Here is a 24,688-nt window from a genome sequence, read left to right as displayed (position 1 = left end):
TCCATGGCGGTGCAGATAGCGGTGATCGATGATTGGCAAGACGTGGCACGGGGCGTGGTGGACTGGTCGGTGCTGGACGACATCGGCCAAGTGACATTCCTCCATGACTACCCTGCCGACCGCGAAACCCTAGTCGAACGCCTGGCGCCCTTCGACGTGATCTGCGTGATGCGCGAGCGCACGTCATTCGACGAGGGCCTGCTGCGGCGCTTGCCGAATCTCAAGCTGCTGCTCACCGGCGGCTTGCGCAATGCCGCCCTTGACCTCAAGACCGCCGCCGAGCTGGGCATCCAGGTGTGCGGCACCGAAAGCTACAAACACGCCGCCCCCGAACTGACCTGGGCACTGGTGATGGCCTTGAGCCGTAATCTCGTCCAGGAGGCCAATGCCCTGCGTGCGGGCCTGTGGCAGCAGGGCCTGGGTGGCGATTTGCATGGCAAGACCCTGGCCATCCTCGGCCTGGGCAGCATCGGCAAGCGAGTGGCACAGTTCGGCCAAGTGTTCGGCATGCGGGTGATCGCCTGGAGCCAGAACCTCAGCGCCGAACAGGCCGCCGAGGCAGGCGTGACCTACGTGAGCAAACAACAGTTGTTCGAGCAGGCAGACATTCTCTCGATCCATCTGGTGCTCGGCGAACGCACCCGAGGCCTGGTGGACGCCCAGGCGCTGGGCTGGATGAAACCCGAGGCGCTGCTGGTCAACACCGCACGGGGGCCGATCGTCGATGAACAGGCTCTGATCGATGCCCTCCGGTACAAACGCCTGGCCGGCGTCGCCCTGGATGTATTCGCCCATGAGCCCTTGCCCGCCGACCATCCGTTCCGAACGCTGGATAACGTACTGGCCACGCCGCACGTGGGTTATGTCAGCCGGCAGAACTACCGGCAGTTCTATGGGCAGATGATCGAAGCCCTGCAAGCCTGGGCCGCCGGCGCACCGATCCGCCTGCTGACCCCGACTGCCTGACGACCACCACCATTCCCTGTGGGAGCGAGCTTGCTCGCGATAGCGCTCTGCCAGCGATGCAAGTGTCGACTGATGCACCGCTATCGCGAGCAGGCTCGCTCCCACAGGAGATTTGCAGTGGATTCAGATCTTGCCACCACAGGAGAGCCCATGTGGGAGCGAGCCTGCTCGCGATAGCGATGGGTCAGTCGATGAAGATGTTGACTGTGCTGACGCCATCGCGAGCAAGCTCGCTCCCACAAAAAAGTACTTTTCCTCGATCTACTGAGGCCATCAAAACGCCTCTATTTTCCATGCCCTCCAATGGTGCACCCCGTCACCCGATCGCGCACGCAGATAAAACCACCCCTTCCCCCTACCGCATTTTTGTTTCAGGTACGTGCACTTCGTCGGCGGGTATCTCCCGTCGTCGTGTAAGACATTGCCGACAAAAAACGTGATTGTCTGACAATACGACGAAGCGCACCGCACCGCTCTAGGTTCTGACCTAGACTGCCGGTCCGGGTGGAAAACCGACCGGTCATTTCGATGAAAAAAAGTCGAAACTTTTCGCAACGGCGACAGGTCAGGTTAGAGGTAGGGCAACAGCGGCTGGTGCAGTCCTTGCAACAGCCCCATTACCTGATTCGCTTTGCCGCAAGGACAGCGCTTTGCTCTCCTTGCGTAGCGCTTGCGCGCCTGGCCGCAGGATTCGGCCAATGCAACAACAGCTCTGGCGCTTGCCGGAAACAGATCGAGAAAACAGGAGATACGTATGATCAGTGCTGCCTTGGAACCCCAACAAGTCCGTTCACAACTACCGCCGGCAGCTGAATCACCGACGGCACCGGTGCTGTCCACCGGAGGCAAGGCACTGCTCCCCGTCGTCCGCCAGAACCCGAACCGCAAGAAAGTCCTGTTCGTCACCTCGGAAATCGCCGACCTGGTGAAGACCGGCGGCCTGGGCGACGTCTCGTCCGCGCTGCCCAGGGCGATGGCCGGCCTGCATGATGTCCGGGTGCTGATCCCCGGTTATCCGCAAGTGATGAACAGCGGCAATCCGATCCACATCGTCGGCGAACTCGGCGGCCATGCCGCCCTGCCGCCGTGCAAGATCGGGCGCATGGACATGGCTGACGGCCTGGTGATCTACGTGCTGATCTGTCCTGAACTCTTTGCCCGCGAAGGCTCGCCCTACGGCGCCAACAATGGTCGCGACTGGCCGGACAATCACATCCGCTTCGCGCGCCTGGGCCTGGCCGCGGCGGACATCGCCGCCAACCTGGCACAGATCCACTGGTGCCCCGACCTGGTCCATGCCCATGACTGGCCGGCCGGGCTGGCACCCGCCTACATGCACTGGCGCGGGCAACGCACCCCGACCCTGTTCACCATCCATAACCTGGCGTACCAGGGCGTGGTAAGCCTGGCCTCCTGCCCTGAACTGGGCATTCCCGAGCACGCGCTGCAGCAGGAAGGCATGGAGTTCTACGGCAAGCTGTCGTTTCTCAAGGCAGGCATGGCCTACTCCAGCCACATCACCACGGTCAGCGCCACCTATGCCCAGGAAATCACCACCCCGGCGTTCGGCTGCGGGCTCGACGGTTTTCTCGCGGCCAAGACCCAGCAAGGCCTGCTCAGCGGCATTCCCAACGGCATCGACGAAAGCTGGGATTCGGCCACCGATACGCACCTGTTCCGCAAGTTCGCCATCGGCGACTGGGAGGGCAAGGCGGTAAATGCCGATCATGTACGCGAGCTGTTCGGCCTCGATGCATCCAAGGGCCCGTTGTTCGCCGTGGTATCGCGTCTGGTGTATCAGAAAGGCCTGGACCTAACCGAAGCCGTGGCGGAATTCATCGTCGAGTCCGGCGGCCAGATCGCCATCATCGGCCGTGGCGAACCGGAAGAAGAACAGGCCATGCGCGAGCTGGCACTGCGCTTCCCCGGTCGGATCGGCGTGCGCATCGGCTTCAACGAAACCGACGCACGACGGATGTTCGCCGGCAGCGACTTCCTGTTGATGCCATCGCGCTACGAGCCCTGCGGCTTGAGCCAGATGTATGCCCAGCGCTTCGGCTCGCTGCCGGTAGCACGCAATACCGGCGGCCTGGCGGACACCATCGAAGACGGTGTTACCGGTTTTCTGTTCGCCGAATCCACGGTGGACAGCTACAAGCAGGCACTGAGCCGGGCCTTCAAGGTCTTCGCCTTCCCCGAGCTGCTCAACGCCATGCGTTGCCGGGCGATGTCGGCGCCTTTCAACTGGTGCCAGGCGGTCGAACCCTACGCCGAACTCTACGAACAACTGGTGGCTAAATCCCTGGGTAAATCGGCCAGACAATGAGGTGATCGATGCCGTCAAGGACGCCTGACACCTGGACCCACGGCGCGACCCTGCTTGATGCCGAGCACACTCGCTTCGCCCTGTGGGCCCCGGATGCGTTTTACGTCAGTGTCGAACTCGACACTGGCGATTCAATACCGCTGCTGCCCCAAGCCAACGGCTGGTTCATGATCCAGACCCGCTGCCCCGCCGGCACCCGCTATCGCTACAACATCGACGGCGAACTGGAGGTTCCCGACCCCGCTTCACGCGCCCAGGCCGGAGACATCGACCGGCCCAGCGTGGTGGTCGATCCCCACGCTTATCAATGGCGACACACCCAATGGTCCGGCCGCCCCTGGTACGAAGCAGTGATCTACGAATTGCACGTCGGCGCCCTCGGTGGCTTCGAAGGGGTCGAGCAGCAGCTGGCACGCTTGGCCGGGCTCGGGGTCACCGCCATCGAACTGATGCCGTTGGCGCAGTTTCCCGGCGATCGCAATTGGGGTTACGACGGTGTACTGCCCTATGCCCCCCAGGCGTCCTATGGCACGCCGGAACAGCTCAAGCACCTGATCGACAGCGCCCACGGTCACGGGCTGGCGGTGATTCTGGACGTGGTCTACAACCACTTCGGCCCCGATGGCAATTACCTGCACCGCTACGCCAAGGGTTTCTTCCGCGAAGACAAGCACACGCCCTGGGGCGCGGCCATCGATTTCCGGCGTCGCGAGGTGCGGGATTTCTTCATCGACAATGCGCTCATGTGGCTGCTGGAGTACCGCTTCGACGGCCTGCGCCTGGATGCCGTGCACGCGATTGAAGACCCGGATTTTCTCCAGGAACTGGCCGCCAGGGTGCGTCAGCAGGTCGACCCGGCGCGGCATGTCTGGCTGACCGTGGAAAACGAACACAACCAGGCCAGCCTGCTCGAGCAGGGTTACGATGCCCAGTGGAACGACGACGGCCATAACGCCCTGCACGTGTTGCTCACGGGGGAAACCGACGCCTATTACGCCGACTATGCCGAACAGCCGACGGAAAAACTGGCGCGCTGCCTCAGCCAGGGTTTCGCCTTCCAGGGGCATCTCAACCGCCACGGCGAGCCCCGGGGCGAACCCAGCGGCCACTTGCCCGCCAACGCTTTCGTGCTGTTTCTGCAGAACCACGACCAGATCGGCAATCGGGCCCTGGGCGGGCGCCTGCACCAATTGGCCCCGTCCCAGGCCCTGCAAGCGGCGACAGTGCTCCTTCTGTTGAGCCCGATGATTCCACTGCTGTTCATGGGCGATGAAGTGCTCGCCGAACAGCCATTCCTGTTCTTCACCAGCCACCATGGTGAGCTGGCAGAGTTGGTACGCGAGGGCCGCCGCAACGAGTTCAAGGCCTTCAGTGCCTTTGCCGACCCCGAGAAACGCAAGCGGATTCCCGATCCCAACGCAGCCGCCACGTTTGACACCTCACGGCCGAATCTGGAGTCCCGTCGGCCGGAGCAGCAAGCCTGCGAGGCGCTGTACCGCCATCTGCTGAAGATCCGCCGCGAAGAGATTGTCCCGCGCCTGCCGGCGATCCAGGCGTTGGGGGCCGACGTACTGGGCCACGGCGCAATCAGTGCACGCTGGCGAATGGAGGACGGCAGCGTGCTGCGGATCGACCTGAACCTCAGTGAGCAGCCGGTCGAACATAGCGCCCCGGCGCAGGCGCGCATTCTTTTCGAACATCCGCAGCAAGCCATGGGTCTGTTGGAACAGGGTGCTCTTGCGCCCTACAGCGCGCTGGTCACTCTGACGCAAGCGGCAACGTTGCCCAACATTACTGGAGAGCGCCCATGAGCGATGCGCAACTGGAAATCCTCGCCGGCCGCGCAGGCTTGGCGGTGGACTGGATCGATGCCAATGGCCGGGCCCAGAAAGTCTCGCCGGCGGTATTGCGCTCGGTCCTGACGGGCCTGGGCCATCCAGCCGGCAGTGCTCAGGAAATCGACGCCAGTCTCTTGCAACTGCAGGAGGATCAGCAGAACCATCGTCTCCCGCCGTTGATCACCGCCGACTTCGGTGCCAACGTCGACCTGAGCCGCTATTTCGAAGGCTCGGTGCCTTGCGAAATCCAGCTCGAGGACGGCGCGACGCTGAGCCTGAAACTCGATGCTGACGCGAAGCTGCCGGGGATGGTCCCCGTGGGCTACCAACAGGTCCACATCCAGGACCAGCATTTCACCCTGGCCGTGGCACCCGCCCGATGCTACAGCGTGGCCGAGGCGGTGGATGATTCAACGCCCAGGGCCTGGGGCTTGAGCGCACAGTTGTATGCGCTGCGGCGCCCCGGCGACGGTGGCTTCGGCGATACCCAGGCACTGGAGGAACTGGCACGGGTGGCCGGCGAGCGCGGTGCCGACGCCCTGGCAATCAGCCCGATGCACGCGATGTTCAGCTGCGACACCGGGCGCTATAGCCCGTACTCGCCGTCGAGCCGGTTGTTCCTCAACAGCCTGTATGCCGCGCCGGGCACGATCCTCGGGGAACGGGCATTGCGCACGGCCATCGACGCCACGGGGCTGGTCAATCAACTGCGACACCTGGAAGAACAGCCCCTGGTCGACTGGCCGGTGGCCGCCGAGGCCAAGCAGAAAATCCTCCGCGCCCTGTATGACGGCTTCAGCCAGGGCGAGCATCCGTTGCATGAAGACTTCAGCAGTTTCCGCCACACCAACGGCGAAGCCCTGGAGAACCACTGCCGCTTCGAAGCCTTGCAAGCCGAACGCGCAGCCCGGGGTGAAAGCCTCGACTGGCGCCAGTGGCCCGAAGAGTGGCGCAACCCGCGCAGTGCGGCACTGGCCCGTTTCGCCGAGGAAAACGCCGACGAAATCGGCTACTACGCTTTTTGCCAATGGCTGATCGCCCGATGCCTGGAACGCGCCCAGAGCGCCGCCAGATCCAGCGGCATGGGCATCGGCCTGATCGCCGACCTGGCGGTGGGTGCCGATGGCGCCGGCAGCCAGGCCTGGAGCCGCCAGGATGAACTGCTGGCCTCGCTGACCGTGGGCGCGCCACCGGACATCCTCAATCGTTCCGGCCAGGGTTGGGGCATCTCGGCGTTTTCGCCCGAAGGCCTGGTGCGCAACGGCTTTCGCGCCTTCATTGAAATGCTGCGGGCCAACTTTGCCCATGCCGGCGGCTTGCGCATCGATCATGTGATGGGCTTGCAACGGCTGTGGGTGATCCCCAACGACGCGCCGCCTTCCGATGGTGCCTACCTTTATTATCCGGTGGACGACCTGCTGCGCCTGTTGACCCTCGAATCCCATCGTCACCAGGCCATCGTGCTCGGCGAAGACCTCGGTACCGTCCCCGATGGCCTGCGGGAAAAACTCAGTGCCCGCTCGATCCTCGGCATGCGGGTGCTGTTGTTCGAACAGGACAACACCCGTTTCAAGCCCATTCTCGATTGGCCGGACACTGCCCTGGCGACCACCAGCACCCATGACCTGCCGACCCTCAATGGCTGGTGGCACGGTCATGACATCGACTGGAACGCCCGGCTGGACCTGATCGACTCCCACACGGAAATGGATTGGCGCCGGCACCGCGAGCGTGAACGCGAAGGCCTGCGCGATGTGTTGAACCAGGACCCGCAGAACTTTCGCGAAGAACATCGCGAAACCGATCAGGTGCTGGACGCCAGCGTGCGCTTCCTCGGCCATACCCGTGCGCCGTTGGTGCTGCTGCCACTCGAAGACGCTCTGGGCATCGACGAGCAGGCCAACCTGCCTGGCACCACCGACACTCACCCCAATTGGCGCAGGCGCCTGCCTGGTGAGAGTCAGGCGCTGCTGGACGGCCCGGACGCCGCCCGGCGTCTGGAAATACTCGCCTGCGCGAGACTTCAGGCGAACGAGCGTGACCAATGAAACCGACGTCGACCCAACCCCTGCGGGCAACCTTGCGCCTGCAGTTCCATAAAGGCTTCACCCTGGACGATGCGATACCGCAGGTGCCGTACTTCGCCGCGCTGGGCATCAGCCACGTGTATGCCTCGCCCCTGCTCAAGGCGCGGGCCGGCTCGATGCACGGCTACGACGTGGTCGACCCGACCCTGGTCAACCCCGAGCTGGGGGGCGAAGCCGCGCTCAAGCGCCTGGTGGCGACCTTGCGCGAACACCGGATGGGCCTGATCCTCGACATCGTGTCCAATCACATGGCCGTCGGCGGCAACGACAACCCCTGGTGGCTGGACCTGCTGGAATGGGGACGCCTGAGCCCCTATGGCCAGTTCTTCGATATCCAGTGGCACTCCCCCGACCCGCTGATGGAGGGCCAGTTGCTGCTGCCGTTCCTGGGCAGCGACTATGGCGTGGCCTTGCAGGAAGGCACCCTGAAGCTGCGCTTCGACCCGGCCTTGGGCCGCTTCTACGTCGAACATTACGAGCACCACTTCCCCATCTGCCCGATGCAGTACGGCGAACTGCTCAGGCCCGCCGATACCCTGGCGTCCGAACCGGCCGAACCCCTCAAGGCCCTGGCGGAGCGCTTCACCACGCTGAACTACCAGACCGACGCCCATACCCTCGCCCGCCCGCTTCAGCAGGAGTTGAGCGAACTGGCGACGCAAGCCGACATCCTCACCGCCATCGAAGACAACCTGCGCGGTTACGATTCCGAGCAGCCCGAGAGCTTCGAACGCCTGCATCAACTGCTCGAGCGCCAGAGCTATCGCCTCGCCAGTTGGCGCACGGCGGCGGACGACATCAACTGGCGGCGGTTTTTCGATGTCAACGAGCTCGGTGGCCTGCGGGTCGAACGCCCGGCGGTGTTCGAAGCCACTCACGCAAAGATTTTCCAGTTGATCGGCGACGGATTGGTGGACGGGCTGCGCATCGATCACATCGACGGCCTGGCCGACCCTCGGGGTTACTGCCGGAAATTACGCAGGCGCGTCGATGCGCTGTCACCGTCGCGGCACCTGCCGATCTTCGTTGAGAAAATCCTCGGCGATGGCGAGGCGCTGCGCCGGGACTGGAACATCGATGGCAGCACCGGTTACGAATTCATGAACCAGGTTTCGCTGCTGCAACACGATCCTAACGGTGCAGCGCCCCTTGCTGAGTTCTGGAGCCGCCACAGCGAACGCCCGGCGCATTTCATCGAGGAAGCCCGCCTGGCTCGCCAGCAGATTCTCAACGGTTCCCTAGCCGGGGACTTCGAAAGCGTTGCCCAGGCCCTGCTGCAAGTCGCCCGGGACGACGTGATGACCCGCGACCTGACCCTCGGCGCGATTCGCCGGGCATTGCAGGCACTCATCGTGCACTTCCCGGTGTACCGCACCTACATCAGCCCTTTGGGCCGCTGCGCCGAAGACGAGGGGTTTTTCCGCCAGGCCCTGGAAGGCGCCCGGCAGACCCTCAGCGAAGCCGACTGGCCGGTGCTCGACTGCCTGGCCGACTGGCTCGGTGGAATGCCCTGGCGGCAACGTCCGCGTGGGACCCAGCGCAAGCGGCTGCGCCATGCCTGTGTACGCTTCCAGCAACTGACCTCGCCCGCTGCCGCCAAGGCTGTGGAGGATACCGCCCTGTATCGCTCGGCGGTGCTGTTGTCGCGCAACGACGTGGGCTACAACACCGAGCGTTTCAGCGCCCCGCCGCAAGCGTTCCATGACGCTTGCCTTGAGCGGCAGGCGCATTTTCCCGACAACCTGATTACCACGGCCACCCACGACCACAAACGTGGCGAAGACACCCGGGCGCGGCTGGCGGTGCTCAGCGAACGCGCCGACTGGTATACCGCGTGTGTCGAGCAATGGCGCATTCTCTCGCCGTCGCTGCACAGCGATCCCGCCGCCCCCTCCGCCGGCGATGAGCTGATCATGTACCAGGCGTTGCTCGGGAGCTGGCCGCTGGACCTCGATCTCAACGATCACAAGGCGCTCTCGGACTACAACGAACGCCTGTGGCAATGGCAGCGCAAGGCCTTGCGTGAAGCCAAGCTGCAAAGCAGTTGGGCGGCCGTCAACGATGCTTATGAACAGGCGACCCAGATGTTCCTGGAACGACTGCTGCTGCGCGATGAAGGGCTGCCCCTGCGCAGCGCCATCGCCGAGGCCGTCCAGGCCATCGCGCCGGCGGGTGCCCTCAACAGCCTGGCGCAGACGCTGCTGCGCATGACCGTACCCGGCGTCCCGGACCTGTACCAGGGCGCCGAATTCTGGGACTTCAGCCTGGTGGATCCGGACAACCGTCGCCCGGTGGACTTCGACGCCCGCCGTCAGGCCATGCAGGCCGACAGTCCCCCTGCCGAGCTGATACACCACTGGCGCGATGGTCGGGTCAAGCAGGCCCTGATCGCCAGGACCCTGGCCTTGCGGGCCGAGTACCCGCAGTTGTTCCGCCATGGCAGCTATCAGTCGCTCCCCGTGATCGGCGAACACGCCGACCGGGTCCTGGCCTTCCTGCGTGAGCACGAGCAACAGCGGGCAATCGTGGTGGTACCGATCCACGCCACCCGCCTGCTGGAAAACGGTAGCGAACCCTGGGTAACACCTTCGAACTGGGGCGACACCCGCGTTTCGCTACCGTTCGCCGTGGAAGAGGGAAAACTGAAGGGACTTTTTAAACGAGCAGCAGTCACACCCCAAGGGGAGTTGATGGTCAGCACCGCGCTGGGGGATTTCCCGGTCAACGTCTTTATCCCATCTTGAGTATGTCAGGAGCATTGCGATGAGTACCGACGATAAACGCATTCGTGAATTCGCCTATCAGATCTGGGAATCCGAAGGTAAGCCTGCCGGGCAGGAAAAGCGCCATTGGGAGATGGCGCGCAAACTGGCCGAAGCCGAAGCGCTGGCACCGAGCAAGCCAGCCAAGGCCGCCGCTAAACCCGCAGCCGCCAAGGCCGATGGCATCAAGCCTGTAGCGGCCAAGAGCACCCCGGCCAAGGCGTCCCCAAAAAGCGCTGCGCCCAAGGCCAAGCCTGCGGCTAAACCGGCTGCGGCGGTGGCACCAGCGGCTGGTAAGCCTGCGGATAAAAAGCCACGAGCGGCGCGCAAGCCTCCGGCGGTTTGATCCTCGGGATCAGGCTGGCACAACACCCTGTGGCGAGGGGATTTATCCCCGCTGGGCTGCGCAGCAGCCCCCAAAAAAAAGGGCCGCTGCGCGCCCCAGCGGGGATAAATCCCCTCGCCACAGGGGGGCTGTGCCTGCTCACCGGAGCGCCAGCTCTGGCCACGCTGAAACCACCGAACTCTGAACCAACCGCCTTGCCGTATCTGTCTGTCTTTTGCAGGAGCAACCCATGACCCGTCCAAAGAAAACCACCCCGCCGCCTGTTATCGAGGCCTCGCGGATTCGTGAAGGGCTGCCGTTCCCGCTCGGCGCGACCTGGGATGGCCTGGGGGTCAATTTCGCGTTGTTCTCAGCCAACGCCACCAAGGTCGAACTGTGCATTTTCGATGACACCGGCGAGGTCGAACTCGAACGCATCGAACTGCCGGAGTACACCGACGAGATCTACCACGGCTATCTGCCCGATGCCCATCCGGGGTTGATCTACGGTTACCGGGTCTACGGTCCCTACGATCCGGAAAACGGCCATCGATTCAACCCCAACAAACTGCTGATCGACCCCTACGCCAAGCAACTGGTGGGCCAATTGAAATGGTCCGAGGCGCTGTTCGGCTACACCATCGGCCATCCCGATGGAGACCTCAGCTTCGATGAACGCGACAGCGCCCCGTTCGTGCCCAAGTGCAAGGTGATCGACCCGGCCCACACCTGGGGCCATGACCATCGCGTCAGCGTGCCTTGGGACAAGACCATCCTGTACGAGACCCACGTGCGTGGCATCAGCATGCGTCACCCCGCAGTACCGGAGAATCTGCGCGGGACCTTCGCCGGGCTGATGGTCGACGACGTGCTTGAACACATTCGCAAGCTGGGTGTGTCGTCGGTCGAGCTCTTGCCCATCCACGCCTTCGTCAACGACCAGCACCTGTTGCACAAAGGCATGACCAACTACTGGGGCTACAACAGCATCGCGTTCTTTGCCCCGGACCCACGCTACCTGGCCAGCGGCAAGATCGCCGAGTTCAAGGAAATGGTTGCGCACCTGCACGACGCCAACCTGGAAGTCATTCTCGACGTGGTCTACAACCACACCGCCGAAGGCAACGAGCAAGGCCCGACCCTGTCCATGCGTGGCATCGACAACGCCTCCTATTACCGGCTGATGCCCGACGACAAACGCTACTACATCAACGACTCAGGCACCGGCAACACCCTGGACCTGAGCCATCCGTGTGTGTTGCAGATGGTCACCGACTCCCTGCGCTACTGGGCCACGGAGATGCACGTCGACGGCTTCCGCTTCGACCTTGCAACCATCCTCGGCCGGTATCACGACGGTTTCGACGAGCGCCACAGTTTCCTCGTCGCCTGCCGCCAGGACCCGGTGCTGCGCCAGGTGAAAATGATTGCCGAGCCCTGGGACTGCGGTCCCGGGGGCTATCAGGTGGGACGTTTCCCACCGGGCTGGGTCGAGTGGAACGACAAGTTTCGCGATACCGTGCGGGCGTTCTGGAAAGGCGACGACGGCCAGCTCGCCGACTTCGCCAGCCGCATGACCGCCTCGGGCGAGATGTTCAACCAGCGCGGGCGGCGCCCCTATGCCTCGGTGAACTTCGTCACCGCCCACGACGGTTTTACCCTGCATGACCTGGTGTCCTACAACGACAAGCACAACGAAGCCAACGATGAAAACAATCAGGACGGCAGCAACAACAACCTGTCCTGGAACCACGGCGTCGAAGGCCCGACGGGTGATCCGCAGATCAATGCCCTGCGTCATCGGCAGATGCGCAATTTCTTCGCGACCCTGCTCTTGGCCCAAGGCACGCCGATGATCGTCGCCGGGGACGAGTTCGCCCGTACCCAGCATGGCAACAACAATGCCTACTGCCAGGACAGCGAGATCGGCTGGGTCAACTGGGATCTCAGCGAAGATGGCGCGGCACTGCTCCAGTTCGTCAAACGCCTGATCAAGTTGCGCCTGGCCTACCCGATCCTGCGGCGCGGACGGTTCCTGGTGGGGAATTACAACGAGGACATCGGCGTCAAGGACGTGACCTGGCTGGCGCCGGACGGCAGCGAAATGACCATTGAGCAATGGGAGGACAGCCATGGTCGCTGCCTGGGGATGCTGATGGACGGCCGCGCCCAGGAAACCGGCATCCGCCGCAAGGGCGGTGATGCGACTTTGCTGCTGGTGGTCAATGCGCACCATGACATCGTCAATTTCCGCCTGCCGGAAGTGCCCGAAGGCAGTTTCTGGACCTGCATGCTGGACACCAACCAACCGACGGTGCAAGGACAGGAGCGCTTCGATTTCGATTCCGAATACTCCGTCACGGGTCGCTCATTGCTGTTGTTCGAGTTGCAGCGCGAAGACGAAAAACAGGATCGGTGATAAAAGGTTACAGAGAATCAAGCGCCGCAGGGACGCGGCCCTGGTGGCGTGCCACCAGGCTTGCACAGCCCAGTTCGAATAAAAAAATGCAGTTCAGATACACAAGTGACGCGACGAATCGAGCGTCATGGTCAATACTTCGCAGGCGGTATTCCAGGATTCGGAGCACTGCGGATCGCAGCCAGCCCCTTTGGGGCACTCGGGCAGTCGGCCCGATGCGTGGCTGAAAGATTGAATACAACAAGGACGTATCCCAATGAAACTTGCCTCTCGCTTGCAAGGCCGGCAGCACCCGCAAATCTGGAACAGCGCGCCCCAGTTGGCCGACATTCCCATCATCAGCACCCAGACACTCATTCCTGCCGGCGCCCGTGCCGTCATCCTCTCCCCGCACCCTGGCGATGAAATCGGCGCCTGTGGCGGGTTGCTCCAATTGCTGAGCAATCTTGACTATCCCATGTTGCTGATCTCGGTCACCGACGGCGACCTCAACCACCCCGCTTCGCCGCTGTGGACCGATGAACGCCTGCGCATCTATCGCCCCCATCCCCAGGAAAGCGTGGACGCCCTGCATCGCCTGGGTATACCGACCCATGGCTTGCAGTGGGTGCGCGGCGGCTTCCCGGAAAAGGCCCTGACCGAACATGAGGCACAGCTGACCGCCTTCATCGGCCATTACCTACGACCCGGCGACGTGGTGTTCAGCACCTGGCGCAAGGACGGCGACAGCGATCACGAAACCGTCGGCCGCGCCGGTGCCCTGGCGGCCGAAAGCGTGGGCGCGACGTTCAACGAGTTGCCGGTGTGGGCCTGGCACTGGCCGGTGCGCGAGCAAAACAAGATTCCCTGGCACCGTGCGCGGAAACTGCGCCTGGACGTCTGGACCACCGCCCGCAAGCGTCACGCGATGCACGCCTACGCCAGCCAGCTCAACGGCGAACCCGCCAGCGGCATCGCCCCGCTGGTGCCGCGAGTCATCCTGGACCGCATGGGGTTGCCGTACGAGATCGTGTTTATCTGAAGCCCCGCGAAAGCGTTGGGTCAGGTAGGGCCTCTTCGCGAGCAGGCTCGCTCCCACAGGATTTGTGGCGACACTGGGTTGTGCGATCACCCGAAACCAATGTGGGAGCGAGCCTGCTCGCGAAGGCGGTGGATTGATCAACATGGAATCTGGCTGAAGCAGAAATATCCGGAACTGCCGACGCCCCCCATCAGTCGCATGAACAGGTATGTCTGATTCAGGAGTGAACGTGACTCGCGATCCCGACTGGCGGGCTGTCGAATCGGTGCCATTGGGCACACCTGCGGCGGTCCATCGGCTGCAGGTGCTGACGGTCAACACCCATAAGGGCTTCACCGCCCTCAACCGTCGTTTCATCCTGCCGGAACTCCGTGAGGCGGTGCGCAGTACCGGTGCCGACCTGGTTTTCCTGCAGGAAGTCCTGGGCGAGCATGACCGTCATGCCTCGCGCTACGACAACTGGCCCCAGACGTCCCAGTACGAATTCCTTGCCGACAGCATGTGGAGCGACTTCGCCTACGGGCGCAACGCGGTATACCCCGATGGCCACCATGGCAACGCCCTGCTGTCCAAATACCCGATCCGCCAGTTCCGCAACCTCGACGTTTCCATCACCGGCCCGGAACGGCGTGGGTTGCTACATTGCGTGCTGGACGTGCCGGGCCACGCCGAGGTCCATGGCATTTGCGTGCACCTGAGCCTGTTGGAAAGCCATCGCCAACTGCAGCTCAAACTGCTCTGCCAATTGCTCGAATCCCTGCCCGAGGACGCCCCGGTGATCATCGCCGGCGACTTCAACGACTGGCAATTGCGCGGCAACCTCACCCTCGCCCAACGCCAGTATCTGCATGAAGCCTTCGAACACCACCACGGTCGCCCGGCCAGGACCTACCCGGCCCGCTTCCCCCTGCTGCGCCTGGACCGCATCTACTTGCGCAACGCCACCAGCCACGCCCCGAAAATCCTCGGCAGCAAGCCCTGGACGCACCTGAGCGATCACCTGCCGCTGTCGGTGGAAGTGCACCTTTGAACCCGACGGCGGGTCGCTGATGACAACGTGCCACCTGTAAGTTCTGACAGTAGCGACGCCTATCTTTCATTGTTACGGTGCAACCCCATACAGCGAGCGTTGCCAGGCCCTGTGTGCCAGCTGTCGTGCAGCCGATGCTGAAACCGGTGTTCCGCGAATGCCGATGCAGAGGGATAGCACATGAGCTCGCACGATCATGGATTCAAGCGGCTGTTCAATGTCTTATGGGTATCGACCCCCTTCCTGTTCCCCATTCCCCCCGCCCTGGCGGCTTGTACACTGACGCCAACCGCAGGCGATGACGCCTATGTCTGCGACAGCGGCACCAGTCCCGGGCTGACGGACCTTTCCGGCAACAACAGCCTGACGATGCCTGCCAATGGCAGCGGCGTCATCCAGGGCGACGTCACGTTTGACGAAGGCGTCGATCACATCGAGATCCACGCCAATGGCGTGATTGACGGTGACGTGGGCCAAGGCTCGGACACCGACGATTTCATCATGACCGGCGGCCGCATCCTGTCCCTGTCCCAGGGTGATGGCCTCGATACGTTCACGATGTCCGGCGGCACCATTGTCGATGCGTTCGAAGACGGCGATATCGCGCACATGAGCGGCGGCACGATCGGTCGGGTCGACATGAAACTCGACGACAACCTCTTCGACATGTCGGGCGGCCAGATCATCGGTAATCTGGTGACCGGCTTCGGCCAGGACACCATCATCCTGTCGGCGGGACGCATCGGCGGCAACGTCAGCGTCAGTGGCGGCAATGACAGCATTACCGTCAGCGGTGGCGAGATTATCGGCGAGATCCGTGCCAGTGCCGGCGATGACCGATTGCAGTGGAGCGGCGGCCTGCTGCACTCCGCCGTCTTGATGGGTGACGGCAATGACACGGCGCTGTTGCGCGGTCTCGATGAAACGACTCTCGCCATAACGCCAAGCCTGAATGGCGGCTTGGGCCAGGACATCCTGACCCTTGAAGGCAGCACTTCCAGCACGGGCGCCCGTTACGTCAACTGGGAGAACGTCAACCTCACCCAGGGCTCGCGCCTGGACCTGAATGACGCCCTGGTCCTGGGCGACAGCGCCACCGCCACGGGCACCCTCACCCTCGACAGCAGCAGCGTATTGACCTCGACACAGGGCAGCGTCACGTCGTTTACCGCCGGCCAACTGGCAACGCTCAACAACGCCGGGACGGTGGACCTCACCCGCGACAATGCCCGCACCAACGACACCCTCACCGTGCAGGGTAACTACGTCGGTAACAACGGCCAGCTACGCCTGCAAACGGTGTTGGGGGCCGATGATTCCCCCAGCGACAAGTTGGTGGTCAACGGGGGAACGCTCACGGGAACCACCGCCATCACCGTCACGAATGTAGGAGGTGCTGGCGCGTTGACCACGCAGAACGGCATCGAGCTGGTCCAGGCCCAGGGCGGCGCGGTCAGCGACAGCAGTGCATTTTCGCTGGCCAATGCGGTGTCTGCCGGCGCTTTCGATTACCGCTTGTTCAAGGGCGGCGTGAACGGCAATGAAAACAACTGGTACCTGCGCTCAACCGTGGTCGCCGGACCGGTGGCGGCGCCCAGCCCGAGTTTGCCGGCGTTACCGGCTGCGGTGCCGGGCGCCGCGCCCATTCCCCTGTATCGTCCCGAAGTGCCCACCTGGTCGGTGTTGCCGCCGGCCGCGGCGCAACTGCCCCTGATGGCTCTGGGCACCTTCCATGACCGCCAGGGCGACCAGCGCCTGCTCACCGAAACCGGTGCGTTCGGCGCCGGTTGGGGCCGAGTCTATGGCAAGGATCTGGACCAGACCTGGGCCGGTACGGTTTCGCCTCGGTTCGACGGCTCGATCAAAGGCTTCCAGGTGGGCAACGACCTATACAGCGCGCCGATGTCCGGCGGCCAGACCCAACGCATCGGGTTCTTCGTCGGCCACACCAAACTGAACGGTAGCGTCGACGGCTTCAACCTGGGCTTCCAGGGCCGACGCGCCGGCAGGATAGAACTTGACGGCGACAGCTACGGGCTCTACTGGACGCTCACCGACCCTACCGGCGGCTATGTCGATGCGGTGGTGATGGGCACCCGGCTGGACGGCGACAACCGCTCAGACCGTGGTCTCAAGATCGACAATCGCGGACACGCCCTGACCCTCTCCGCGGAGGCCGGCTATCCATTCGCCGTGGCCGCCGACTGGGTCCTGGAACCCCAGGTCCAGGTCATCCACCAGAAAATCTCCCTGGATACCCAGGACGATGGGATCTCCAGGGTCGAATTCGATTCCGACAGCGCCTGGACCGGCCGTGTCGGCGCTCGGCTCAAGGGCCGCTATCAAGTCAGCGGCATGCCCGTCGAACCGTATCTGCGCGCCAACCTATGGCACACATTCTCCGGCACCGATACGGTCACGTTCGACAACACCGACCGGGTCGAAACCCAACAGCGCGCCTCCACCGCAGACCTGGGCGTCGGCGTCATCATGAGCCTGGCCCCCTCGGTCAGCGTCTACGCCAGCGCCGACTACAGCAACAACCTGGACAGCAATCAGCAACGCAGCATGGCGGGAAATTTCGGTGTGCGGGTCAGTTGGTGACGTTTATGCTGCCTCTTCCGACAGTGATTTGACGCCAATCGAGTCTTCGGATAACTGAAAAAAATCAGCCATTTATTCAGCCTGATTTCATATCGCCATTCATCGTTCAGTTTCTTGACGCAGTGGCATCAGTCTTCTTGACTACACGGTACTACCCCCGGAAATACAGTCAGGGGCAGGTCTCGGGAACCCGTTGCGGCGGGCCGCCCGAGACTTGCCTCAATTCATTCGGTCGCCCCTCATTCGGGGTAGGAGAGACGCCCTAAGCGAGAAACGCATGCGATTGCAAGGCAGACCCCCATGAGAACTTCCCTGCGCCCCCAAGAAATCACCACCACCTTCTACACCGTGTCGACCTCGTTGTTGCTGTGCTCATCCATGGAGGTAATGGCCTGGCCTGTCGAGCAATCCTCGCAACCCTGGTATGACCGAACACCGTCCGACAATCCGAACGTCACCCTCATCAACACCGACTCTACATCCGACAAAAGCCCCGCGTTGTTCACCCTTCGCAACGACAGTGGCCATACCCAGCGCATGGGCCTGATCGGTGGACAGAACCAGATCATTGCCAATGTCGGCGGTGTGCTGGTCAGCCCGGCCATGGCCGAACCGGGCAAAGACGCGTTGAACCTGCAAGGCACGAACCTGGGCGCTTACTGGAGCCTGACCGGACCCGACGGTTGGCACGTAGACCTGAGTGCCAGCGGCGGCCGGGTCAACGGTTACAGCCGAACCGAACAAGGCCAGCGCCAGGCAACCGAAGGCAGCGCCGTCACCCTGTCGGTCGAAGGCGGCTTTCCCATCGGCATCAGTGAAAACTGGGTGGTCGAACCCCAGGCGCAATTGATCAACCAGCGCGTGACCCTCGACACCGGCAACGCCGAGGACGGCAACAGCAGTGCACTGAGTACCTGGAGCGGGCGTGTGGGGGCACGGCTCAAGGGTACTTACGAGGTCAACGGCCTGGGCGTGGAGCCCTACGTGCGGACCAACCTGTGGCACACCGTCCAGAGCGCCGACGCCCTGTCCCTGGACAAGGTCGACAAGATCAGCAGCAGCCGCAAATCCTCCACCGTCGAGCTGGGCCTGGGCCTGGTCGCCCGGGTCACGCCCGTGGTGAGCCTGTATGTCAGCGCCGACTACAGCAGCGACGTCGACGACAACGACCTCAATGGCGTGATTGCCAGCCTGGGCGTACGGATGCGTTGGTGAAACACCGAACTGTGGCGAGGGGATTTATCCCCGTTGGACTGCGCAGCAGTCCCAGAAAGCCTGAATGCGATCAGCTCGGCACAACACGGTGCCTGTATTCAGGGACTGCTTCGCAGCCCAGCGGGGCGGTGCGACGTTTCGCTAAATCCCCTCGCCACAATGAACTGCGCAAGTCTCAAGTGAGCAGCATTGCGCATCCGGGCCGGCAAAAACGCAGCTACCGGCCCCTGCCACTTAAAAACTCCCCCCATTAAGGCGTATAACCCTGGAAGCGAAGACGACGGTGAGTCGTCCCAGGGTTCATTTCTTTGATGGAGTAACGACATGAGCACAGCCAACCTCCTCGCCAATCTGTTTCCCAGTGCCGCCGATATCCCCCTGGCCTATCGCCTCGAAGAACGGATCGAGCAGCGTGAATACCTGGTCGATGGCGTCCTGAAGACCTGGCAGGGGCCGCTGGCCGTCGTGCGCAGTCCGGTGTACCTGGCCAGTGAGCAAGGCGATGAACAGGTGGTGCTCGGCAGTACGCCGTTGCTGGATGCCGAAACCGCCCTCACCGCCCTGGACGCTGCCGTTCGGGCTTATGACCGCGGCCAGGGCCTGTGGCCGACGATGCGGGTGGCCGAGCGCATCCGCCACGTGGAAACCTTCCTGGCGCGCATGCGCGAGCAGCGCGAGACGGTGGTCAAGTTGCTGATGTGGGAGATAGGCAAGAACCTCAAGGACTCCCAGAAGGAGTTCGACCGCACCTGCGATTACATCGTCGACACCATCAATGCCCTCAAGGAACTTGACCGCCGCTCCAGCCGCTTCGAGCTGGAACAGGATACCCTCGGGCAGATCCGTCGCGTGCCCCTGGGCGTGGCCCTGTGCATGGGCCCCTACAACTATCCGCTGAACGAAACCTTCACCACGCTGATCCCGGCCCTGATCATGGGCAACACCGTGGTGTTCAAGCCGGCCAAGCTCGGCGTGCTGCTGGTGCGCCCGCTGCTGGAAGCCTTTCGCGACAGTTTCCCGGCTGGGGTGATCAACGTGATCTACGGCAGCGGCCGGGAAACCGTCAGCGCGTTGATGGCCAGCGGCAAGATCGACATCTTCGCCTTCATCGGCACCAACAAGGCTGCCAGCGACCTGAAGAAACTCCATCCGCGCCCGCACCGCCTGCGTGCCGCCCTGGGGCTGGATGCGAAAAACCCGGGGCTGGTGCTGCCGGACGTTGACCTCGACAATGCCGTCAGCGAGGCGCTGACCGGTTCGCTGTCATTCAACGGCCAGCGTTGCACGGCGTTGAAAATCCTCTTCGTCCATGAAGACGTGGCACCGGCATTCATCGAGAAATTCAACACCAGGCTCGCCGCCCTCAGGCCGGGCATGCCGTGGGAAGACGGTGTGGCGCTGACGCCATTGCCCGAGGCCGGCAAGATCGATTACCTGCGCTCCCTGGTGGACGACGCGGTCGCCAAGGGTGCAGCGGTGACCAACGCCCATGGCGGTGAATCCCGCAGCTCATTCTTCTACCCAGCCGTGCTCTATCCGGTAAATACCGCAATGCGGGTCTATCACGAGGAACAGTTCGGCCCGGTCGTGCCCATCGTGCCGTATCGCGACCTCAACACCGTGATCGACTACGTACTGGAGTCCGACTTTGGCCAGCAACTGAGCATCTTCGGTACCCATCCAGCTGAAGTCGGCAAGCTGGTGGATACCTTCGCCAACCAGGTCGGGCGTATCAACATCAACGCCCAGTGCCAGCGTGGACCGGACACCTTCCCGTTCAACGGCCGGAAAAACTCGGCCGAGGGCACCTTGTCCGTGCACGATGCGTTGCGCACCTTTTCGATCCGCACCCTGGTGGCGACCAAGTTCCAGGAGAGCAACAAGGCGCTGATCAGCGACATCATCCGCGAGCGGGACTCAAACTTCCTGACCACCGACTACATCTTCTGAGCGGCCTTACGGCAGGGCTGGGCGACGTGCCTTGAAACCCCAGCCTTGCTGCATGCCGGCAGCCGCCAGCAGGATCGCCGCCACACCCAGCCATTGCAGCGGTTCGAGGCGATGGCCGAAGGCGAACCAGTCGACGAAGATCGCCGCGATTGGATAGATGAACGATAGTGCACCGGTGATCGCGGTCGGCAAGCGTTGGATCGCGCTGTACAACAGCACATACATCACCCCGGTGTGAACCATGCCGAGGGTGACGAGGCTGGCCCAGCCCTCGGGCTGTTGCGGCAAGGCCGAGAAGTTTGCCCAGGGTGCCAGCAGCAATACACCGGTGCTGACCTGCACCAACGCAATCAAGTGCGGTGGCGTGCCGGTCAAGCGCTTGATGATCAGCGCCGCAATGGCATACAAAAACGCAGCGCCAAGAGCCAGTGCAATGCCCACCAGGTACTCCCCGCCGCCCTGCCCTTGCTCACCATGGGCGCTGACGATTGCCAGCATCCCGAGAAACGACACCGCCAGCCAGAACAGCTTTTGCGCGGTAATCTTTTCCCCCAGGAACAGCGCCGCCAACCCCACCAGCATGAACGGCTGGACGTTGTACACGGCGGTGCCGATGGCAATCGAGGCCCGTGAGTAAGAGGCGAACAGCAACACCCAGTTGCCGACGATCGCCACCCCACTGAGCACCGCCAGCAGGAATGTGGTGCGGGTCAGGATGTCCCGGCGCAAGAAACCGAAACCGGCGCAAATCAGCAACAAGGTGGCCGCGCCGAACACGCAGCGCCAGAACACCACATCCAGCACCGGCAGGCCGGACACCAGCACGAACCAACCTATGGTTCCGGAAATCAGCATGGCGGCGGTCATTTCCAGCGAACCGCGACGTAAGGTCTTGTCCATCATCAGGCTCCTTCAGCAAGTGGGGCACAGTATGGCAAGCCTATGAAGGGCTTCTCCATGGCTTGAAAAAGGCTAAACTGGCGTCTGACCTTTTTTATCAAGGCAACTTCAGGCATTCGCCTAACGGAGTGAAAATGACGGACGATATTGACCAGATTCTCATCAGTGCGCTGATGGAAGACTCCCGACGCTCGCTCAAGGCACTGGCGAACCTGAGCGGCCTCTCCTCCCCCAGCGTCGCCGAGCGCCTGCGACGGCTTGAGGAACGCGGCGTGCTCAGGGGCTACACCGTTGAGGTAGACCCGAAGTGCTTCGGCTACCAGCTCCAGGCCATTGTCCGTATCCGCCCGCTACCGGGGCAATTGCATGAGGTGGAACGGCAAATCCAGGCCATCGCCGAATTTACCGAATGTGACAAGGTGACTGGCGACGATTGCTTCATTGCCCGGCTGCACGTGCGCTCGATGGAGCAGTTGGACACCTTGCTGGACAAACTCAATGTCCTGGCCGAAACCAGTACCGCGATCGTCAAGAAGACCCCGGTCAAGCGGCGTTTGCCACCAATGACCTGAGCCGGATCCGGCCTCGGCGATGGACCGAGGCCGGGTTCACGTTATTCCGCTTCCGGACTGCGTTGTACTTTTTGCACCTCCTCCTGGGGCGCATTGCTCTCTTTCATCAACGTGAGGGGCTGGATCTTGTCGCACGCATTCTTTTTATCCGCATAAACCCCACTGAGGTTGCACTTCCAGTTATAGAAGTTGGCCAGAGCACCGGACAACTGCAAGCTGTAGTCCGTGCTTTTCGTGTGAGGTGAGAAAGGCTGTCCGGCCGGGATGTTCTGGAACCATTGCATCCAGACATCACCCCCGACGGGTGGAGGGTTGGCCTGGAACGTCGGGTTCATGAGCGCCAGTTGCTGATACTCGGCAGTCATGTGACAGCTCATACAGGACGCCTGGGGATTGTCCACCGGACCATTGAGGCGCCCGTTCCATCCCAGGTGCGTCGGCGGCAGTTCCTTGGTATTGGCGTTGATTGCGGTCTGCTTCAACGCCGGGTTGATTTTGGTTTCGGTTGGCGTCGGGTTGGTGAACGCATGGCCGTTATCCTTGGGATCATTCCCCCACATGATCCCCACTGGCACCAGGTTGTCCCAATTCGCTTTACCGGTAATGGCGCCGTTGTATTGGAAAGTTCCGAAGAGCCAGCCGGTATCGCTTACCCGGGTGTCGCGCACAGCAATGTCCATCTGTATCAGCGCAACATCAGTCACGGCGCGGCTTGTCGAGGTGAACGTCTTGGCGGTGTAGGCCTTCCAGAGCAATGGATTGGCCAGGAACGGCACCGTACTGACGTCGATATCGGCAAACAGCGCCTTGCACACGACCGTGCCGTTGCCGAAGCCCTTGGGTTTGGAGGTGTAGCTCGGGTCGGGGTTCTGCGGGTCTTTCCAGACCTGGCCAATGGTGTAGGCCCCTATGTCATTGTAGATGCCCACCGCATAGGTCTGCCCACTGCCGGTTTGCGTGCTCGCCAACTGTTGGGGCTGGATCGGTGCCTCCTTGGTGAGCCCGTGAATACCCTCGCGGCCGTTGAGACCGTAATGCTGCCAAGGCATGTGATACCACTGACGAACCTTGTTCTTCTGCACATTCCAGCCAATCCCGGTATTGCCCTCCAGGCAGTACTTCTTCACCTCGTTCATATAGGGGCGCCAGGTTTCAAAGTCGTTGGAGAATGTCTTGGGGAGTTGCTTGAAGAACGCCGGCATCGAAGATGCACCCGGCGCCACGGTGGGATAGTTCTGGCTGAGTTGAAAAAGGGGGCCCGGATACACATCCTTTGGTGGTAAATAACCGAAGTCCGGAAAGGTTCCGGCATGGGCGCTGGTCAAGGCCATCATGCCTGCCAGGATCAGAAATACAGCGTTTTTTCCTTGGGGCTGGTTCATCCATATCTCCTTATAGGGAGGCGCCCTCTCATCGGCTTCCTGACCGATGCGCAGGACCTCCTTCTGTTTTCAGGCGGCGGCACGGTGCCAGGCCTGTCACGGTCCACTTTCAGTGATGCAAAGCACCTCCTTCGGCTCAAGCCGGGCACGCTCGGACCTGGCTCGGTTGCCGAATACAAGAGGTATCAGGGGGCGGTACGAGATTTCCCATGGCCAAGCGATCCACTTCGTGCCTCCTTGGCAATAAGCTCCCTTGCCCATAGGTGTAGATCATTTATTCGAAGCCGCCATCACGTAGCGGCATTTTCGAGGCCATTTGCCACAACACAAACCGTGGACGAAAAAAAACCCGCCGAAGCGGGTTTTTGGTCATGGATGCGATCAGTCGTCGCGGCCCATCAGGCCCAACAGTTGCAACAGGCTGACGAACAGGTTGTAGATCGATACATACAGGCTGATCGTCGCCATGATGTAGTTACGCTCGCCGCCATGGATGATGGCGCTGGTCTGGTACAGGATCATCAGTGCGGAGAACAGTACGACACCTGCACTGATCACCAATTGCAGGCCACTGATCTGGAAGAAGAAACTGACCAGCATCGCCCCCACCAGTACAAAGAACCCGGCGGTGAGGAAACCGCCCAGGAAGCTCATGTCCTTGCGGGAAATCAGCACGTAGGCCGACAGCCCACCGAATACCAGTGCGGTCATGGCAAAGGCCGAGCTGACCAGTTCGGCGCCGCCCTGCATCTTCAGGTAAAGGTTGAGGATCGGGCCGAGTATGAAGCCCATGAAGCCGGTCAGGGCGAACGCCGAGACCAGGCCCCAGCCCGAATCGCGAAGTTTGTTGGTCAGGAAGAAAAGCCCGTAGAAGCCGATCAGCACCACGAACACATTCGGGTAGCCGACATGCATCTGCTGGGCGACGTAGGCCATCACACCGCTGAAAGCGAGCGTGAGTGCCAGCAAGCCATAAGTGTTGCGCAGGACGCGGCTAACCTCTAGCTGCTCGGCCTGCACGCTGTTGTTCACTGCGTAATCCTGTTCGCGCATGGCGACACTCCTCCGGTTTGAAACATTCAGTGGCAAGGATCATAACAGACGCCCTGTAACAAGCTACGTGGAGAGTTTGACAGTGTGTTTCATTCGGGTATTATGGCGCCCGCAACGCAATACGGAGGTGTGGCCGAGTGGTTTAAGGCAACGGTCTTGAAAACCGTCGACTGTAACAGGTCCATGAGTTCGAATCCCATCGCCTCCGCCATATTTGTACGTTAGAGCCCTGATCATT

Annotated in this window: 16 protein-coding genes and 1 tRNA gene; 14 read left to right on the top strand and 3 right to left on the bottom strand. The window is 62.3% G+C overall.

What is annotated here, in order from left to right; all coding sequences use genetic code 11:
- Positions 1-3 precede the first annotated feature (3 nt).
- The 12 genes from LOY67_RS13240 (at position 4) to LOY67_RS13185 (ending at position 20,543) form a co-directional block, all read left to right on the top strand.
- Positions 4-966, top strand: coding sequence for a D-2-hydroxyacid dehydrogenase family protein (locus tag LOY67_RS13240; protein ID WP_265067597.1), 963 nt, complete (start codon positions 4-6; stop codon positions 964-966).
- A 754-nt stretch (positions 967-1,720) separates the two neighbouring features.
- Positions 1,721-3,292 carry a glycogen synthase GlgA gene (glgA, locus tag LOY67_RS13235; protein ID WP_265067596.1) on the top strand — a complete coding sequence of 524 codons (1,572 nt, stop codon included), beginning with the start codon at positions 1,721-1,723 and terminating at the stop codon, positions 3,290-3,292.
- An 8-nt stretch (positions 3,293-3,300) separates the two neighbouring features.
- Entirely contained in the window at positions 3,301-5,103 is a 1,803-nt protein-coding gene (treZ, locus tag LOY67_RS13230) for a malto-oligosyltrehalose trehalohydrolase (RefSeq protein ID WP_265067595.1), read from the top strand.
- Entirely contained in the window at positions 5,100-7,178 is a 2,079-nt protein-coding gene (gene malQ, locus LOY67_RS13225) for a 4-alpha-glucanotransferase (RefSeq protein ID WP_265067594.1), read from the top strand. Before treZ ends, malQ begins: the two co-directional genes overlap by 4 nt.
- On the top strand, positions 7,175-9,961 hold the full coding sequence (locus LOY67_RS13220; RefSeq protein ID WP_265067593.1) for a malto-oligosyltrehalose synthase: 2,787 nt from the start codon (positions 7,175-7,177) through the stop codon (positions 9,959-9,961). The genes malQ and LOY67_RS13220 overlap by 4 nt, the downstream gene beginning before the upstream one ends.
- Before the next feature lie 19 nt (positions 9,962-9,980).
- A complete protein-coding gene (locus LOY67_RS13215) occupies positions 9,981-10,325 on the top strand; it encodes a DUF2934 domain-containing protein (protein ID WP_265067592.1) in 345 nt (114 codons plus the stop codon).
- A gap of 229 nt (positions 10,326-10,554) precedes the next feature.
- Positions 10,555-12,723 (top strand): glycogen debranching protein GlgX, encoded by a 2,169-nt coding sequence (gene glgX / locus LOY67_RS13210; protein WP_265067591.1) that lies wholly within the window; start codon positions 10,555-10,557, stop codon positions 12,721-12,723.
- A gap of 256 nt (positions 12,724-12,979) precedes the next feature.
- On the top strand, positions 12,980-13,744 hold the full coding sequence (locus LOY67_RS13205) for a PIG-L deacetylase family protein (RefSeq protein ID WP_265067590.1): 765 nt from the start codon (positions 12,980-12,982) through the stop codon (positions 13,742-13,744).
- Between the two features lie 208 nt (positions 13,745-13,952).
- Positions 13,953-14,774 (top strand): endonuclease/exonuclease/phosphatase family protein, encoded by an 822-nt coding sequence (locus LOY67_RS13200; RefSeq protein ID WP_413776189.1) that lies wholly within the window; start codon positions 13,953-13,955, stop codon positions 14,772-14,774.
- A gap of 180 nt (positions 14,775-14,954) precedes the next feature.
- On the top strand, positions 14,955-17,378 hold the full coding sequence (locus LOY67_RS13195; RefSeq protein WP_265067589.1) for an autotransporter outer membrane beta-barrel domain-containing protein: 2,424 nt from the start codon (positions 14,955-14,957) through the stop codon (positions 17,376-17,378).
- A gap of 300 nt (positions 17,379-17,678) precedes the next feature.
- Entirely contained in the window at positions 17,679-18,593 is a 915-nt protein-coding gene (locus LOY67_RS13190) for an autotransporter outer membrane beta-barrel domain-containing protein (protein ID WP_265067588.1), read from the top strand.
- A 324-nt stretch (positions 18,594-18,917) separates the two neighbouring features.
- Positions 18,918-20,543: an NADP-dependent glyceraldehyde-3-phosphate dehydrogenase gene (locus tag LOY67_RS13185; protein ID WP_265067587.1), complete on the top strand. Its 1,626-nt coding sequence runs from the start codon at positions 18,918-18,920 to the stop codon at positions 20,541-20,543.
- A 6-nt stretch (positions 20,544-20,549) separates the two neighbouring features.
- Here the strand turns inward: LOY67_RS13185 and LOY67_RS13180 are convergent, their stop codons facing one another.
- Positions 20,550-21,443, bottom strand: a complete 894-nt coding sequence (locus LOY67_RS13180) for a DMT family transporter (RefSeq protein ID WP_265067586.1) — start codon at positions 21,441-21,443, stop codon at positions 20,550-20,552.
- Positions 21,444-21,577: 134 nt separating this feature from the next.
- Here LOY67_RS13180 and LOY67_RS13175 point away from each other — a divergent pair, with 134 nt between their 5' ends.
- Complete coding sequence (locus LOY67_RS13175; RefSeq protein WP_265067585.1) at positions 21,578-22,015, top strand: Lrp/AsnC family transcriptional regulator; 438 nt, start codon at positions 21,578-21,580, stop codon at positions 22,013-22,015.
- A 41-nt stretch (positions 22,016-22,056) separates the two neighbouring features.
- On the opposite strand, the gene LOY67_RS13170 is transcribed toward LOY67_RS13175, so the two are convergent.
- Both LOY67_RS13170 and LOY67_RS13165 read right to left on the bottom strand, forming a co-directional pair.
- Entirely contained in the window at positions 22,057-23,397 is a 1,341-nt protein-coding gene (locus LOY67_RS13170; protein WP_265067584.1) for a hypothetical protein, read from the bottom strand.
- Between the two features lie 381 nt (positions 23,398-23,778).
- On the bottom strand, positions 23,779-24,450 hold the full coding sequence (locus LOY67_RS13165; RefSeq protein ID WP_265067583.1) for a Bax inhibitor-1/YccA family protein: 672 nt from the start codon (positions 24,448-24,450) through the stop codon (positions 23,779-23,781).
- A 123-nt stretch (positions 24,451-24,573) separates the two neighbouring features.
- On the opposite strand from LOY67_RS13165, the gene LOY67_RS13160 reads away from it, so the two are divergent.
- Positions 24,574-24,661 (top strand) — tRNA-Ser (locus LOY67_RS13160).
- Positions 24,662-24,688: the final 27 nt, after the last annotated feature.

The organism is Pseudomonas sp. B21-056, assembly GCF_026016325.1.
GTDB lineage: Bacteria > Pseudomonadota > Gammaproteobacteria > Pseudomonadales > Pseudomonadaceae > Aquipseudomonas.
This window is presented reverse-complemented; position numbering and strand designations above follow the sequence as displayed.

What these genes read in the sequence shown, in the direction of transcription:
- LOY67_RS13240 (WP_265067597.1), top strand. Translation starts at nt 4, where the DNA reads ATGGCGGTGCAGATAGCGGTGATCGATGATTGGCAAGACGTGGCACGG.
- glgA (WP_265067596.1), top strand. Translation starts at nt 1,721, where the DNA reads ATGATCAGTGCTGCCTTGGAACCCCAACAAGTCCGTTCACAACTACCG.
- treZ (WP_265067595.1), top strand. Translation starts at nt 3,301, where the DNA reads ATGCCGTCAAGGACGCCTGACACCTGGACCCACGGCGCGACCCTGCTT.
- malQ (WP_265067594.1), top strand. Translation starts at nt 5,100, where the DNA reads ATGAGCGATGCGCAACTGGAAATCCTCGCCGGCCGCGCAGGCTTGGCG.
- LOY67_RS13220 (WP_265067593.1), top strand. Translation starts at nt 7,175, where the DNA reads ATGAAACCGACGTCGACCCAACCCCTGCGGGCAACCTTGCGCCTGCAG.
- LOY67_RS13215 (WP_265067592.1), top strand. Translation starts at nt 9,981, where the DNA reads ATGAGTACCGACGATAAACGCATTCGTGAATTCGCCTATCAGATCTGG.
- glgX (WP_265067591.1), top strand. Translation starts at nt 10,555, where the DNA reads ATGACCCGTCCAAAGAAAACCACCCCGCCGCCTGTTATCGAGGCCTCG.
- LOY67_RS13205 (WP_265067590.1), top strand. Translation starts at nt 12,980, where the DNA reads ATGAAACTTGCCTCTCGCTTGCAAGGCCGGCAGCACCCGCAAATCTGG.
- LOY67_RS13200 (WP_413776189.1), top strand. Translation starts at nt 13,953, where the DNA reads ATGTCTGATTCAGGAGTGAACGTGACTCGCGATCCCGACTGGCGGGCT.
- LOY67_RS13195 (WP_265067589.1), top strand. Translation starts at nt 14,955, where the DNA reads ATGAGCTCGCACGATCATGGATTCAAGCGGCTGTTCAATGTCTTATGG.
- LOY67_RS13190 (WP_265067588.1), top strand. Translation starts at nt 17,679, where the DNA reads ATGAGAACTTCCCTGCGCCCCCAAGAAATCACCACCACCTTCTACACC.
- LOY67_RS13185 (WP_265067587.1), top strand. Translation starts at nt 18,918, where the DNA reads ATGAGCACAGCCAACCTCCTCGCCAATCTGTTTCCCAGTGCCGCCGAT.
- LOY67_RS13180 (WP_265067586.1), bottom strand. Translation starts at nt 21,443, where the DNA reads ATGGACAAGACCTTACGTCGCGGTTCGCTGGAAATGACCGCCGCCATG.
- LOY67_RS13175 (WP_265067585.1), top strand. Translation starts at nt 21,578, where the DNA reads ATGACGGACGATATTGACCAGATTCTCATCAGTGCGCTGATGGAAGAC.
- LOY67_RS13170 (WP_265067584.1), bottom strand. Translation starts at nt 23,397, where the DNA reads ATGAACCAGCCCCAAGGAAAAAACGCTGTATTTCTGATCCTGGCAGGC.
- LOY67_RS13165 (WP_265067583.1), bottom strand. Translation starts at nt 24,450, where the DNA reads ATGCGCGAACAGGATTACGCAGTGAACAACAGCGTGCAGGCCGAGCAG.